Genomic DNA, 14,358 nt, shown 5'->3' with positions numbered 1-14,358 from the left:
CTTTGGCGTCCCGTGACCCCGCCTGTCACGGTGCCCGTGCGATCTCGCACGGTTGCATGGCATGGCCCGTGCTGAGCTTGCCCCGGTTGTGCTAGAAGGGGAGGCGCCGAAGATGATGAGTCCGGCCATGACCTTGGCCTGCGGGCGCGGCGGCGCGGGTGGCCGTCGCAAGCGGGAGCGCAGGGGAACACTCGTCTGTTCCATCCTGCATCTGCGCGCCGAGACGCGGCAGCGCATCGCCGACTACGATCCGCGCCTGTGGACCGCGATTCCGGTGAGGGACGGTCACGCCTTTCCGGTCACGGCGCTCGAGGATCCGGCGCTGCGCTCGGCGGCTCCGGATCTTGCTGCGGTGCTCGGCCATGCCCAGCAGGGCGGCTTCCGCTACGTCGTGCTGAGCGAGGGAGGCACGGTTCTTCCCGCGCTGCCGCTCTATCCGGCCTGATCCGGCTCGGGCGGGTAGCTGTGCGCGCATCCGTCGGGGTCGCGGACGGTGAACCGTTCTGCGTCAGGTGATGTCTCGATATAGGACGGTCCGACGGGCACCTTGCCGTGGCCGCCGGGAATATCGAGCACATAGGTCGGCTGGCAGAGGCCCGACCAGCGCCCGCGCAGGGCGCGCATGAGAGCCTGGCCCTGGCCGATCGTCGTGCGGAAGTGGCCCGTGCCCGGTGCAAGATCGCCGTGGTGCAGGTAGTAGGGCTTGACCCGGTTCTCGACGAAGCGGCGCATCAGCGCCCCGAGCACCGCCGGATCGTCGTTGATGCCGGCGAGCAGCACCGTCTGGCTGAGCAGCACGATGCCCGCATCGGCGAGCCGCGACAGGGCGCGGCAGGCTTCCTCGCCGAGCTCGCGTGGGTGGTTGGCGTGGATGACGACGTAAGTCGCCTTGCCCGACGCCTTGAGGGCGGCGACGAGCGCCTGGTCGATGCGGTCCGGTTCCACCACCGGCACCCGGCTGTGGAAGCGCACCACCTTGACGTGCCCGATCTCTCCGAGGGCCTGCATCACCTCGCGGAGGCGGCGCGGCGAGGCGACGAGAGGGTCGCCGCCTGACAGGATGACCTCCCAGATCGCCTCGGTGTCGCGGATATAGGTGAGCGCGGCGGCGAGTGCCTCGCCCGACAGCGTGCCGTGGCCCGTGGGGCCCACCATCTCGCGGCGGAAGCAGAAGCGGCAGTAGACCGGGCAGACATGCACCAGCTTGAGCAGCACCCGGTCGGGATAGCGGTGGACGATCCCCTCGACAGGGCTGTGCGCATCGTCGCCGATGGGATCGGCGCTTTCCTCGGGGGTCGTGGCGAGTTCCGCTGCATCGGGCACGAACTGGCGGGCAATGGGGTCGTCGGGGTCGCCGGTGTCGATCAGGCCCGCCACGGTGGGGGTGATGGAGACAGCGTAGCGCGCGGCGACGGCCTCGAGCGCCTCAAGCTTTTCGGCCGGCGCGAGGCCGGCCTCGACGAGATGCCGGGGCTGCGTGAGGCTGCGCCGCAGCGGGGCGGTCATGGCCGGCTCTCCTCTTCGTCGCGCGGCATCGGCGTCCACAGCACGTCCTCGATGCGCCGGGCCCCGGTGAGCAGCATCACCAGCCGGTCGAAGCCGAGGGCGCAGCCGCTTGCCTCCGGCATCAGGGCAAGGGCGGCGAGAAACGCCTCGTCGATGGGGTAGCGCTCGCCGTAGATGCGCTCCTTCTCGTCCATGTCGGCCTCGAACCGCCGGCGCTGCTCCTGCGGGTCCGTCAGCTCACTGAAGGCGTTGGCGAGCTCGACGCCGCAGGCATAGAGCTCGAACCGCTCGGCGAAGCGCGGATCGTCCGGCTTGCGGCGGGCGAGGGCCGCCTCGCTCGCGGGATAGTCGATGAGCAGCGTCGGCCGGCCGCAGCCGAGCCGGGGCTCGACGCGCTCTGACAGGATGCGGCTGAAGATGTCGGACCAGGTGTCGTCGTCGGCGGTACGGATGCCCTGCTCGGTCGCAAGTGCCGCGAGCCGGTCGCGGTCGTTGTTCGCCCCGTCCGGCGCGAGGGTGGACAGGATGTCGACGCCTGCGTGTCGCGCAAAGGCCTCGACGACCGTGAGCTCCTCCGGCGCGGCGAAGGGGTCCGCCTCGCGGTTGCGGAAGACCAGGCGCGTGGCGCCCGCCGCCTCGGCAGCGCGCGGCAGGATGCGGGCACAGTCTGCCATCATGGCACGATAGTCGGTTTCCGCCCGATACCATTCGAGCATGGTGAACTCGGGATGGTGCAGGTCGCTGCGCTCGCGGTTGCGGAAGACGCGCGCAAAGTCGAAAATACGGGTCTCGCCGGCGGCCAGCAGCTTCTTGCAGGCGAATTCCGGCGAGGTGTGCAGATAGAGTGGTCGCGACGTTCCGTCGGCGCGCAGGAGGGCTGTGGCGAAGGCGTGCAGGTGCGTCTCGTTGCCCGGCGAGACCTGCAGGATGGCGCTCTCGACCTCGACGAAGCCATCGTCGGTGAAGAGACGGCGCAGCGCCTCCTTCACGCGGCCGCGCGTGGCGAGGAGCGGCCGGCGATCGGCGTGGAAATGGGGGCGCCACCAGGCGGTCGTGTTCGACATGTCGCGTCTTCTAGCGCGGCGGGCAGGGCGTGAGAAGCCGAGCAGCGTGGAGGACGTGAAAAGCGGGTTCCCACTTTTCCCTCCGATGCTCTATGGTGCGCGCCGACGTTTCAGGGGCCGGCCGGGTCTGCAGCCGGGGCTGCCCAGGGATAAACGAAGCAGAGGTTACATCAGTGAAGGTCATCGCCAGCTCTGTGCGCAAAGGCAATATTCTCGAGGTGGACGGCCAGCTCTACGTCGTCCTCTCCGCCGAGAGCTTCTTTCCCGGCAAGGGTACGCCCACGACGCAGATCGACATGCGCCGTCTGTCCGACGGCACCAAGACGACCCAGCGCTACAAGACGACCGAGCAGGTGGAGCGTGCCTACGTCGAGGATCGTGAGCACACCTATCTCTACCAGGACGGCGACAGCTACATCTTCATGAATCCGGAGACCTATGACCAGATCTCCGTGCCGTCGGATGTGATCGGCGAGCAGGCCGTCTATCTGCAGGAGGGCATGGCCTGCATGCTCTCCATCTACGAGGGCAACGCTGTCGCCATTGATCTGCCGCAGCGCGTGACGCTCGAGGTCGTCGAGACGGAGCCGACGGTGAAGGGCCAGACCGCCTCCTCGTCCTACAAGCCCGCCATCCTGTCGAACGGCGTGCGCACCATGGTGCCGCCGCACATCGTCGCCGGCACCCGCATCGTCGTCATGACGGCGGACGGCTCCTACGTGGAGCGCGCCAAGGACTGACAGGCAGACGCGTCCCGGCCCGCCGCCTCAGGCGGCGGGCACTGCCGGGCGCACGCGCGGCAGTGACCAGGTGTCGGTCGGCCGGCTGTGCCCGCGCAGCGTGATTGCGCCGAGGTGGACGAAGTCCGACAGCGGGCCCGCATCCCCGTTGCAGGCGCTCAGTGCGGCCGTCCGTGTCTCCGTGCTCAGCACGATGGCGGCGTCGATCTCCTTGCTCAGGCCCTGCAACCGGCTCGCCACGTTCACCGTGTCACCGATGACGGTGACTGACCGCGTTGTCTCCGAGCCAATGTCGCCCAGCATCACCTCGCCCGTGTGTAGGCCGATGCCCATGTCGAGCGGTGTCTCGCCGCGCGCGCGCCGCCGCTCGTTGATGCCGGCGAGCGCCTCCTGCATCTCCCGCGCGCAGGCGACGGCCCGCAGCGCATCGTCGGGCGAGGGCTCGGGCATGCCGAACACCGCCATGAGGCCGTCGCCGAGATAGCGGTCGAGCGTGCCGTCGTGGCGGAAGACGATGTCCGTCATGGTGGCGTGAAAGTCCCTGAGGAGGGCGATGGTCGCCTCCGGCCCTTCCGCCTCCGACAGACGGGTGAAGTCGCGCAGGTCGCAGAACAGGACGGTCGCCCGCTGCCGGTTCGGTTTCTCGAACGGGCGGCCGAGGCGGGCGATGAGATCGACCATGTTGGGCGAGAAGTGCTTGGCGAGGTTGACCCGCTCGGCAATGGAGCGGCGATTTTCCGCGATCGCCGCATAGAGCACGAGGTGTGTCTCCACGATGGAGACGAGATAGAGCTGGACGAGGAGCAGCGCCACGGTCTCGCGGCGCAGGCCCTGCTGCGCCGCATAGATGTTGTCCGCCACCACGGCCACGGCGAGGAAGGCGCCGGACAGGACCATGGCCGTGAAGGCGCGCGGCTGCGTCGACAGGGCTGCCGCGGCGAGCGTCGGACCGAACAGAAGCAGCATCGCCGCGTTCTCCACGTCGGCTGCGAGGTCGGCGACCCAGGTGACGGCAGCGGCGGCGATGAGTGCGAGCCAGCAGGCGAGGCTGACGAGAGACGGGCGGCCGATCCCCTGCCCGTTGCTCCAGGCCATCAGCAGGGGGGTGACGAGCACGGTGCCGGCAAGGTCCGAGATGAACCAGGTCATGAAGCGCGGCGGCAGGTCGGCAAGGTGCTCCGTACCGGGAAAGACGCCGGTGACGTAGAGCACGAGGACGCCGATGAGGGCCGCGACGGCCGAGATGACGAGGCAGCCGGCGGTGAGGAACACCACCATATCGCGCGTGCGGCTGAAGATCTCCGTGCAGCCGCCCGCGAGCCGGCAGGCGTGGCGGGCCGCGAGGGCGCCGACGAGGGTTGCGCCGACGAGAAGCAGCTCGGTGAGGAGACGCAGCGGCTCGGCATAGGCATTGGCGACCGTTGCCGCGCCGCCGATGGCCACCGGCACGAGGCCGACCGGCCCGTGGCGCAGTATGAGGAAGAGCGCGATGCCGATAGCCGGCCAGATCGGCACGATCCCGTCCGGACCGCCCGCCATAATCTGGGCGTAATGCGCCAGCACGAAATAGGCCAGCGACCAGGCCAGGACCCGCGCGATCGGCAACTTGTCACCTCCCCCCGTTTCGTCTCGCGGCAGGATAGAGTCACCGGCGTGCAGTGCAACGCGGCGCCTGCCCGGGAGAGCAAAAAAAGCCCCGGCCGACGGCCGGGGCAAGTCTCGGGAGGAAAAGGCAATGCTTACCAGCTCGGCAGGACGGCGCCCTGGAAGGTCTCCTCGACGAAGGCCTTCACCTCCGGCGAGTGGTAGGCTTCGAGCAGCGTCTTCACCCAGGGCTTGTCCTTGTCGGCGCTGCGCACGGCGATCAGGTTCACGTAGGGGCCCTTGGCGTCCTCGCGCAGGATGGCGTCCTGCGGCTTGAGGCCGGCGGAGACGGCATAGTTGGTGTTGATCGCCGCAGCGGCCACGTCGTCGAGCGAGCGCGGCGTCTGGGCTGCATCGACCTCGAGGAACTTCAGCTTCTTCGGGTTCTCGATGATATCGGCGACGGTGGGTTTGAAGCCGACGCCCTCCTTGAGCTTGATGACGCCCTTGTCCTGCAGGAGCAGCAGCGAGCGACCACCGTTCGTCGGGTCGTTCTGGATGGCGATGGTGGCGCCGTCCGGCACCTCGCTCCAGGACTTGTACTTCTTCGAGTAGATGCCGAGCGGGAAGTTCACGGTGAGACCGACGCTCTCGATCTTGAAGCCGCGGTCGGCCACCTGGTTGTCGAGATAGGGCTGGTTCTGGAACGAGTTGGCGTGCAGCTCGCCGGCATCGAGCGCCGCATTGGGCACCACATAGTCCGAGAACTCGATGATCTCGATGTCGAGCCCTTTCTTGGCGGCGACGGGCTTCACAGCCTCGAGGATCTGGGCGTGCGGGCCGGGCGTCACGCCCACCTTGATCGTCTCCGCCTGGGCGGCGGCGGCCCCGAGGCCGATGGCGGTGGCAAGGGCGGCGGCGAGGATACGAATGGACATCAGATAACCCCCAGTGGACTTGAACTGTGGAAGAGGCGTCAGGCGTGGCGCAGGCGCTTGTTGAGCCTGAGCGCAAGGCGGTCGCCCAGGCTCTGCACGCCCTGCACGAGAACGATGAGGACAACGACGACGGCACCCATCACCTCAGGCATGAAGCGCTGGTAGCCGTAGCGGATGCCGAGGTCGCCGAGACCGCCGCCACCGACGACGCCGACGATGGCCGAGTAGCCGATGAGGCTGACGACGGCGAGCGTGAGCCCCAGCACGATTCCCGGCAACGCCTCGGGCACGAGCACCTTTGCGACGATCTGCAGCGGTGAGGCGCCCATGGCGCGGGCGGCCTCGATGAGGCCCTGGTCGACCTCGCGCACCGCCGCCTCGATGAGGCGGGCGATGAAGGGCGTCGCCGCCACTGTCAGCGGCACAATGGCCGCCGTGGTGCCGATCGACGTGCCCGCGACGAGGCGGGTGAAGGGAATGATGGCGACGACGAGGATGATGAAGGGCGTCGAGCGCGTGGCGTTGACGATGAAGCCGAGCACCGCGTTGAGCCACGGCGCCGAGAACAGCTCGCCGCGCCGGCTTGTGGCGAGGAAGACGCCGAGCGGCAGGCCGAGGAGCGTGCCGAGCGCCGTCGCCACCAGCACCATGTAGAGCGTATCGACGGTCGCCTGCAGGATGAGGCGGGCGATTTCAGGCGACATGGCCGAGCACCTCCGTATCGAGATCGCGTGCCTTGAGGAAGGCAAGTGCCTTGTCGAGCGACGAGCCGTTGTTCGGCAGCCCGACGATGAGGGTGCCGAACGGGCGGCCGGCGATGGAGTCGACAGCGCCGCCCAGGATGTTGACGTCGATGCCGAGCTCGCGTGCCAGCTGGGACAGCACCGGATGCGTGGCGAAGGGGCCGCGGAAGACGATGCGCACCACCACCTGGCCGCCGGGGACCGGCTCGGGCCGGATCTGGCTGGCCACGAAGGCCGGCAGCTCGCGGCCCGACTCGGCAGCGAGGAAGCTGCGCGTCGTCTCGTGCTGCGGCCGCGTGAACAGGTCGAAGACGTCGCCCTGCTCGACGATGCGGCCGGCATCGAGCACCGCCACGCGCTGTGCGATGGCCCGGATCACGGCCATCTCGTGGGTGATGAGCAGGATGGTGAGGCCGAGCTCGCGGTTGATGGTGGCGAGCAGGTCGAGGATCGAGCGCGTCGTCTCCGGGTCGAGCGCCGAAGTGGCCTCGTCCGACAGCAGCACCTTGGGCTGGGTGGCGAGTGCCCGGGCAATGCCGACGCGCTGCTTCTGCCCGCCGGAGAGCTCGGCCGGATAGCGTCCCCGCTTGTCGGCGAGGCCGACCAGCTCGAGCAGCGGGTTCACCCGCTGCTCGATTGTTCTCCTGTCAGTGCCGGCGATCTCGAGCGGCAGCGCCACGTTGTCGAAGACGGTGCGCGAGGACAGCAGGTTGAAGTGCTGAAAGACCATGCCGATGGAGCGGCGCACGGAGCGCAGCGTCCGCTCGTCGAGCCGCGTGACGTCCGTGCCGTCGACGATGACGCGCCCGGCAGTGGGCTTCTCGAGCCCGTTGACGAGGCGGATCAGCGTCGACTTGCCGGCGCCGGAGCGCCCGATGACGCCGACGATCGAGCTGCGCGGCACGGCAAGGTCGATGCCGGCGAGCGCATGCACGGCGGCCGAATTCTTGCGGGCCGGGAAGGACTTGGCGACACCTTCGAAGCGGATGATGGCATCCTCCTCGGCGCTAGCGGGGATCGCCGCGTCGGCGGTGATGGGGGAATGGGCGTTCACGGTCATTCTCTTTCCGGGGCCATGCGATGGGCGTGTGGCCTTATGCCGTGCTTCGCCCGCGGGCGCGAGGCCCCCGTTGGTCGTCCTTGCGTGCGAGGCGTGCGGCCCGCTGGGCCGCCCACGGGTCGGCAAAGATCCTGCCTTCGAGCGGTTCATAGGCGCGCGCCGTGGCGTGGAAGCGGAACAGCTTTCCCTCGCCCTCGCGCGCCAGGACGCCGGCCGGCTCGCCGCCCACCTCAATGATGTAGGCGTGGAACATGACATTCTCCCGGGCGTGGTGCATGGGTGGCCGACCAGCTCCCCCGCGCGCCGGCGGGGGAGGGATCACGGCCTGCCCTCTGGGATGGGCGGGACCGCTTACCAGGCCGGCAGCACCGCGCCCTTGAAGCGCTCGGCGAGGAAGTCGGCGACCTCCTTGGACTGGTAGGCCGCGACCAGCTTGGCGACAAAGGGCTTGTCCTTGTCGGCCTCGCGCACAGCGACGAAGTTGCCGTAGGGGTTGTTGGTGCGGCTTTCCTGCACCAGCGCGTCCTTGGTGGGGTTGAGGCCTGCGCCGAGTGCGTAGTTGGTATTGATGACCGCGCCGTCGAGGTCCGGCAGCTGCTTGGGCAGCAGCGCCGCGTCGGTCTCGACGAAGGTGACCTTTTTCGGGTTCTCGACGATGTCGAGCGGCGTCGCCGTCAGGCCCGTGCCGTCCTTGAGCTTGATGAGGCCGTTGGCGGCGAGCAGGTGCAGCGCCCGTCCGCCGTTGCTCGGGTCGTTGGGTATGCCGATCTTCGCGCCCTCGGGCAGGGCGGCGAAGTCCTTGTGCCTCGTCGAGTAGAAGCCGATGGGCTCGACGATGGTGTAGCCGGCCGGCACGATCCTGTAGCCGCGGGCGGCGATCTGTGCGTCGAGGTAGGGTTTGTGCTGGAAGGCGTTGGCGTCGATGTCGCCGCGGTCCAGCGCCTCGTTCGGCAGCGTGTAGTCGGAGAAGGCGACAATCTCGATGGTCAGGCCGTTCTTCTCGGCGACCTTCTTGGCGACTTCGGCGATCTCCTCCTCGTCGCCACCGATGACGCCGAGCTTGATGGTCTCGGCGGCGGCGAGCGCCGTGGAGCCGAGCAGCAGGCCGGTTGCGACGAGCGCTCCGAAGGCGCGGCGGTCAAGCGTGAAACGGATCATGATATCCTCGTGGGTTGTCCGTGCCGGACCCGTCGGGCGGGCCGGATGGGCACGGATGAACGGATCGGCGCGAACAGCGCGATGCCGGCGGATGGAAGCAGGGTAGTCTCGGAAAACGGCCGCACTGGGCCGGCTGCGGAAGCGTCCGTCAGCCCATCATGCAGCGACAACACATTCGCCGGCGGCTCCGGTGCATCGCTTCGTCATGGAACGTCGCCAGCGGCGTCATGGTTCTCTCCGATCCTCGAGCCACGAAGATCGTTCGTGGCGCTTTAGCGTTTGGTGACGCGGCGCAAGCTGCGTGGGGTCAAATCACCGCGGCGCGACCGCAGGGCGGCCGACACGGGACGCAATATCGTTCCGGCAAGCCGGACTGTCAACCGAAAAATTCCGTTATACCGGACGACGTGTGCCTTTTTGCGGAACATGGCGCGGCGGTGGGCGTGAAATATCCATATTCACATTCAAAATCAAGAATTGTAGGATGCAAAAAACATCATTCTGGAATGTGAATTAAGGTGCTCACTCGCGAACAGGTCTCCCTGCTGCGCCATGCGGCCATCATCATCGCTGCCTGGCTGGGCTTTCTGTTGCTGGCGCAATGGGCTCCGCAGCCCGGCGAGGGGCGCGTCGCGGCGCAATCCGATGCAGGAAGCGCAACGGTGGCTGCGCCTTGATGCATTAATACGAATCATATTTGTATTTTTAATCCAATTATCACGTGCTACGGTGTTTATGAATTTAAAACACGCTTTTGGGCGGTAAAATCGTGAGTGGCCTGCGTTACTTCCCGATCTCCTACGATGTTGACGGCCGGCTGGTCGTGGTCATCGGGGGAGGAGACGAAGCCTTTGCCAAGCTGCGCCTGCTGCGGCGGTCCGAGGCGCGGCTGTGCCTCGTCGCACCCGTGCTGGAGCCGGCGCTGGCGGCGTTCGTTGAAACGAACGGAATCGACCATCACGCCCGTGACCTTTCTGACGAGGACCTGGTCGAGGCCGCTCTGGTCTTCATCGGCACGGGCGATGCGGGGGAGGATGCGCGCCTTGCGGCCCGTGCCCGCGCTGCGGGTGTGCCGGTGAATGTGGTTGACCGGCCGCACCTGTCGGATTTCGCCGTTCCGGCCATCGTCGATCGCGCCCCCGTCGCCGTTGCCATCTCGACGGACGGGCTTGCGCCCGTTCTTGCCCAGCGCATCCGCGCCGCTGTCGAGGCGATGCTGGCGCCGGAGCTCGGCCGGCTCGGCGAGCTCGCCCGCTCCCTGCGCGCGGCCGTGACGGCTGCGATCCCCACCAACAGCGCGCGGCTGAGGTTCTGGAACCGTCTGATCGACGGTCCGGCGGGGCGGCTCGCCCTCGCCGGCGACCTCGGCGGCGCGCGCCGGGCGGCCCTGTCGGCGCTGTCCGCCGGGGCCGAGGAAGAGGGCGTCGTGTGGCTCATCGGCGCCGGTCCCGGCGCCGCCGACCTTCTGACCCTGCGGGCGCAGCGCCTGCTGCTCGAGGCCGATGTCATCGTTCATGACGGGCTGGTGCCACAGGAGGTGGTCGACATGGGCCGCCGCGACGCGGAGCGCATCGCCGTGGGCAAGGCCAAGGGCCGCCATTCTGTCGCGCAGTCGCAGATCGATGCCCTGCTCGTGCGCCTCGCCCGCGAGGGCAAGCGCGTCGCGCGTCTCAAGGCGGGCGATCCGCTGGTCTTCGGCCGCGCCGGCGAGGAGCTCGCCGCCCTGAAGGCGGCCGGCATCCGCGTCGAGGTGGTGCCCGGCATCACGGCCGCGCTCGCCGCCGCCGCCGACGTGCAGGCCTCCCTGACGCTGCGCGGCGTCGCCTCCTCGCTCACCTTCGCCACCGGCCATGGTGCCGGCGGCGGCGAGCCTGCCGGCTGGCCCACCATTGCCGCGGCCGGTGGCACCGTCGCCGTCTACATGGGCCGCACGGTGGCGCAGGAGACGCAGGCGCGCTTCCTTGCCGCGGGCGTTCCGCCGGACACGCCAGTCGTCGCCGTCGAGAATGCCGGCCGCGTGTCGCGCCGTCTCCTTGCCGGCACACTCGCCGACCTGCCGGCCCTGTCGGCTCGGACCGATGTCGACGGCCCCGTTCTCATTCTCGTCGGCCCCGCGCTTGCCCACGGCGATCTGGCCGCGGCCGAACCCCTCGCCGAACCCATGTCCCGCAGGCAGCCGGCCTTCGCCGGCGCCGCCTGAAGGAGAGACCGATGAAGAAGGAAGCCAAGGGTGCCGGACCCAAGGTCCTGACGGCCAATGCCCTCGACAGCGGCCTCGTCGTTTTCCGCACCGCCGACGGGCGCTGGTCGACCGATATCGCCGAGGCCGCTGTGGCCTGGACCAAGGAGGAGGCGGATGCCCTGCTCGCGCTGGGTGAGGCGGATGCCGCCCGCAACCTCGTCGTCGACGTCTACCTCGTCGCCATGACCGAGGGGGAGAACGGGCGGCTCGTGCCGGTTCTCCTGCGCGAGGCCATCCGCGCCGCGCGCCGCCCCACCATCGTCATGCCGGGCGAAGACCCGTCCGTCATCGCCGCCTGAGCCCCGCTTCCGGAGACCGCAGCCTCATGTATCGCTACGACGAATTCGACCGGCAGTTCGTGGCCGAGCGCGTGGAAGAGTTCCGCGACCAGGTGGCGCGCCGCCTGTCAGGCGAGCTGACGGAGGATGAGTTCAGGCCGCTCAGGCTGATGAACGGCGTCTACCTGCAGCTGCACGCCTATATGCTGCGTATTGCCATCCCCTACGGCACGCTCAACGGCCGCAAGCTGCGGCGCCTCGCCCACATTGCGCGGCGCTACGATCGCGGCTTCGGCCATTTCACGACGCGGCAGAACCTGCAGTTCAACTGGATCAGGCTGGAAGACGTGCCCGACATCCTTGCCGAGCTGGCGGAGGTGGAGATGCATGCCATCCAGACCTCGGGCAACTGCATCCGCAACGTCTCGGCAGACCATTTCGCCGGCGCGGCGGCGGACGAGGTCGCCGATCCGCGCGTCTATGCCGAGATCCTGCGGCAGTGGTCGTCGCTGCACCCGGAATTCACCTTCCTGCCGCGCAAGTTCAAGATCGCGGTCGTGGCGTCGCCGGCTGATCGTGCGGCCATCCAGGTGCACGACATCGGCCTGCAGGTAAAGCGCAACGAGGCCGGCGAACTCGGCTTTGCCGTATGGGTCGGTGGCGGCCTCGGCCGCACGCCGATGATCGGCCGCAAGGTGCGCGATTTCCTGCCGGAGGCGGAGCTGCTCAGCTACTGCGAGGCGATCCTGCGCGTCTACAATCTGCACGGCCGGCGCGACAACAAGTACAAGGCGCGCCTCAAGATCCTCGTGCACGAGGCCGGCGTGGACGAGATCGCGCGCGACATCGAGGCCGAGTACGAAGCCATCCGCGCCCGCGGCGCGCTGGCGATGCCGCAGGAGGAGATCGCGCGCATCCGCGCCTACTTCGCTCCGCCGGCCTTTGCGCAGCTGCCCGCCCGCTCCTCCGTCTTCGAGGCGGCGAAGGCCGACAGCCGCAGCTTTGCCCTCTTCGCCGAGCGCAACGTCGCTCCCCACAAGGTGCCGGGCTACGGCATCGTCACCATCTCGCTCAAGGCCATCGGCGCGCCGCCCGGCGATGCGACGGCGGAGCAGATGGAGCTGGTTGCCGATCTCGCCGAGCGCTACAGCTTCGACGAGGTGCGCGTCAGTCACGAGCAGAACCTGGTGCTGCCGCACGTCAGGCTCGACGACATCCCGGCCGTCCACGCGGCGCTCGCCGAGGCCAACCTCGCGACGCCGAACGCCGGCCTCGTTACCGACATCATCGCCTGCCCGGGGCTCGACTACTGCGCCCTGGCGAATGCCCGCTCCATTCCCGTGGCACAACGCATCGCCCGGCGTTTCGCGGATATCGAGCGGCAGAAGCAGATCGGCGACCTCAAGATCAAGATCTCCGGTTGCATCAACGCCTGCGGCCACCATCACGTCGGCCACATCGGCATCCTCGGCGTCGACCGCAAGGGCGAGGAGTTCTACCAGATCACCCTCGGCGGCTCTGGCGACGAGACCTGCTCCATCGGCGAGATCGTGGGCAAGGGCTTCTCCTCGGAAGAGGTCGTCGATGCAGTGGAGACCATCATCGAGACCTACCTTGGCCTGCGCCAGGGGCCCGAGGAGACCTTCCTCGCCGTCTTCCGCCGCGTCGGCGAAGCGCCCTTCCGGGAGGCTCTCTATGCCGACGCTTGAGGAACTGGCGGCCGCAAGCGCGCCGCCCGGACTCGCCGCCCAGGCGCGCGAGCTCGAGGCTGCCTATGGCGACCTCGACGCGCTCGCCGTTATGCGCCTTGCCATCCGCGAGCTCTTTCCCGGACGCATCACGCTCGTGTCGAGCTTCGGGGCCGAGTCGGCCGTGCTGCTGCACATGGCGGCTACCATCGACCGCGACCTGCCGGTGACATTCGTCGACACCGGCCGGCTGTTTCCCGAGACGCTCGCCTATCGCGATCGGATCGTCGCGCTCCTCGGCCTCACCGACGTGCGCACCGTCGGGCCCGACGCGGCAGCGATGGAGAAGCTCGATCCCTACGGCGCCATGTTCGCCATTGATGCGGATGCGTGCTGCCGGCTGCGCAAGGTCGAGCCTCTGGCGCGTGCGCTTGAGCCGTTCAATGCCTGGATCACGGGCCGCAAGCGCTACCAGGCGGCGACGCGCGCGGCGCTGCCGGTGTTCGAGGCCGATGCGACGCACATCAAGGTCACGCCGCTGGCGCCATGGGGCTTGGACCAGGTGCGCGCTTATCTCAAGGCGCACGACCTGCCACTCCATCCGCTTGTCGGCCGCGGCTATCCCTCGATCGGCTGCGCCCCCTGCACCACGCCCGTAGCAGAGGGGGAGGACCCGCGTGCCGGCCGCTGGCGCGGCTCGGCCAAGATCGAATGCGGTATCCACGTCACCAGCGCCGGTGTGGAGAGGAGGAGCGCCTGATGGCCCTCTACAGGAACGGATCCTTCGTTACGGACGACCCCTGGCGCATCCTTGGCGCCGACGAGCCCGTGCCGCCCGCGGGCCCCGTGGCGCTGCCCAAGGCGCGCTTTCTCGCCGAGCGTGAAGCTCTCGTCGGGCGCAATGCGCCGCTCGGCGTCGTCATCGAGGCAGGGGAGGGGCTCGACGGGCTGGAGGACGACATCCACCGCCTGTCGCTCATCGTTCTGACCTTCCCCAAATACACGGACGGGCGCAGCTACTCGACGGCGCGCATCCTGCGTGAGCGCTTCAGCTATCGCGGTGAGCTGCGCGCGACGGGCAACGTGCTGCGCGACCAGCTCCGCTTCATGGTGCGCTGCGGCTTCGACGCGCTGGAGATCGTGCACGAGGGCACGATCGCGGCGCTGAAGGAGGGCCGCATCAAGCTCGTCTCCCTGCACTACCAGCCCGCGAGCCGCGACGAGGACATTCCTCCCATTGCCGGCGGACGCCCCTGGCGGCGCAGTTCCGCCGGCCTGCTCTGATCCCGCGAAAGACGTTCCCGACCATGTTCAGTTCCGAAGCTGCCGCCGCCACGGCCCTCGCACCGGCCATAGG

16 protein-coding genes are annotated in these 14,358 nt (G+C 68.6%); 8 read left to right on the top strand and 8 right to left on the bottom strand.

All coding sequences use genetic code 11. From position 1 onward, the window contains the following. Nucleotides 1–112: 112 nt before the first annotated feature. The gene (locus HNQ73_RS03560; RefSeq protein ID WP_183332352.1) at nt 113–445 is read left to right on the top strand and encodes a DUF5983 family protein; all 333 of its coding nucleotides are present in this window, start codon (nt 113–115) and stop codon (nt 443–445) included. On the opposite strand, the gene HNQ73_RS03555 is transcribed toward HNQ73_RS03560, so the two are convergent. Together HNQ73_RS03555 and epmA are read right to left on the bottom strand one after the other, a co-directional pair. Next, on the bottom strand, nt 433–1,506 hold the full coding sequence (locus HNQ73_RS03555; RefSeq protein WP_183332350.1) for a lysine-2,3-aminomutase-like protein: 1,074 nt from the start codon (nt 1,504–1,506) through the stop codon (nt 433–435). The genes HNQ73_RS03560 and HNQ73_RS03555 overlap by 13 nt on opposite strands. Beyond that, the gene (epmA, locus tag HNQ73_RS03550; RefSeq protein ID WP_183332348.1) at nt 1,503–2,570 is read right to left on the bottom strand and encodes an EF-P lysine aminoacylase EpmA; all 1,068 of its coding nucleotides are present in this window, start codon (nt 2,568–2,570) and stop codon (nt 1,503–1,505) included. The genes HNQ73_RS03555 and epmA overlap by 4 nt, the downstream gene beginning before the upstream one ends. A 173-nt stretch (nt 2,571–2,743) precedes the next feature. Here epmA and efp point away from each other — a divergent pair, with 173 nt between their 5' ends. After that, the gene (gene efp, locus HNQ73_RS03545; protein WP_183332346.1) at nt 2,744–3,310 is read left to right on the top strand and encodes an elongation factor P; all 567 of its coding nucleotides are present in this window, start codon (nt 2,744–2,746) and stop codon (nt 3,308–3,310) included. A gap of 27 nt (nt 3,311–3,337) precedes the next feature. On the opposite strand, the gene HNQ73_RS03540 is transcribed toward efp, so the two are convergent. The 6 genes from HNQ73_RS03540 to HNQ73_RS03515 all read right to left on the bottom strand — a co-directional run bounded on the left by HNQ73_RS03540 (nt 3,338) and on the right by HNQ73_RS03515 (nt 8,793). After that, nucleotides 3,338–4,915 carry an adenylate/guanylate cyclase domain-containing protein gene (locus HNQ73_RS03540; protein WP_183332344.1) on the bottom strand — a complete coding sequence of 526 codons (1,578 nt, stop codon included), beginning with the start codon at nt 4,913–4,915 and terminating at the stop codon, nt 3,338–3,340. Between the two features lie 134 nt (nt 4,916–5,049). Then, complete coding sequence (locus HNQ73_RS03535; protein ID WP_183332342.1) at nt 5,050–5,832, bottom strand: MetQ/NlpA family ABC transporter substrate-binding protein; 783 nt, start codon at nt 5,830–5,832, stop codon at nt 5,050–5,052. Nucleotides 5,833–5,870: 38 nt separating this feature from the next. Next, a complete protein-coding gene (locus HNQ73_RS03530) occupies nt 5,871–6,536 on the bottom strand; it encodes a methionine ABC transporter permease (RefSeq protein WP_183332340.1) in 666 nt (221 codons plus the stop codon). Further along, a complete protein-coding gene (locus HNQ73_RS03525) occupies nt 6,526–7,635 on the bottom strand; it encodes a methionine ABC transporter ATP-binding protein (RefSeq protein ID WP_183332339.1) in 1,110 nt (369 codons plus the stop codon). The genes HNQ73_RS03530 and HNQ73_RS03525 overlap by 11 nt, the downstream gene beginning before the upstream one ends. A gap of 34 nt (nt 7,636–7,669) precedes the next feature. Then, the gene (locus tag HNQ73_RS03520) at nt 7,670–7,888 is read right to left on the bottom strand and encodes a hypothetical protein (protein WP_183332337.1); all 219 of its coding nucleotides are present in this window, start codon (nt 7,886–7,888) and stop codon (nt 7,670–7,672) included. Between the two features lie 98 nt (nt 7,889–7,986). Beyond that, entirely contained in the window at nt 7,987–8,793 is an 807-nt protein-coding gene (locus HNQ73_RS03515; RefSeq protein ID WP_183332335.1) for a MetQ/NlpA family ABC transporter substrate-binding protein, read from the bottom strand. Between the two features lie 518 nt (nt 8,794–9,311). Between HNQ73_RS03515 and HNQ73_RS03510 the strand changes: the two genes are divergently transcribed. From HNQ73_RS03510 to HNQ73_RS03485, 6 genes are all read left to right on the top strand, one after another. Continuing rightward, entirely contained in the window at nt 9,312–9,470 is a 159-nt protein-coding gene (locus HNQ73_RS03510; RefSeq protein ID WP_183332333.1) for a hypothetical protein, read from the top strand. Between the two features lie 92 nt (nt 9,471–9,562). Next, a complete protein-coding gene (gene cysG, locus HNQ73_RS03505; RefSeq protein WP_183332331.1) occupies nt 9,563–10,993 on the top strand; it encodes a siroheme synthase CysG in 1,431 nt (476 codons plus the stop codon). A gap of 11 nt (nt 10,994–11,004) precedes the next feature. Continuing rightward, complete coding sequence (locus tag HNQ73_RS03500; RefSeq protein ID WP_183332329.1) at nt 11,005–11,334, top strand: DUF2849 domain-containing protein; 330 nt, start codon at nt 11,005–11,007, stop codon at nt 11,332–11,334. A gap of 26 nt (nt 11,335–11,360) precedes the next feature. After that, on the top strand, nt 11,361–13,022 hold the full coding sequence (locus HNQ73_RS03495) for a nitrite/sulfite reductase (protein WP_183332327.1): 1,662 nt from the start codon (nt 11,361–11,363) through the stop codon (nt 13,020–13,022). Beyond that, nucleotides 13,009–13,761, top strand: coding sequence for a phosphoadenylyl-sulfate reductase (locus HNQ73_RS03490; protein WP_183332325.1), 753 nt, complete (start codon nt 13,009–13,011; stop codon nt 13,759–13,761). Before HNQ73_RS03495 ends, HNQ73_RS03490 begins: the two co-directional genes overlap by 14 nt. Then, nucleotides 13,761–14,285, top strand: coding sequence for a DUF934 domain-containing protein (locus tag HNQ73_RS03485; protein ID WP_183332323.1), 525 nt, complete (start codon nt 13,761–13,763; stop codon nt 14,283–14,285). The genes HNQ73_RS03490 and HNQ73_RS03485 overlap by 1 nt, the downstream gene beginning before the upstream one ends. Nucleotides 14,286–14,358 lie beyond the last annotated feature (73 nt).

The sequence above is a fragment of the Chelatococcus composti genome (genome assembly GCF_014201415.1).
In the GTDB taxonomy this organism is placed as follows: domain Bacteria; phylum Pseudomonadota; class Alphaproteobacteria; order Rhizobiales; family Beijerinckiaceae; genus Chelatococcus_A; species Chelatococcus_A composti.
Note: the sequence above shows the minus strand (reverse complement) of the source record. Positions and strands in the feature narration are given on the sequence as shown.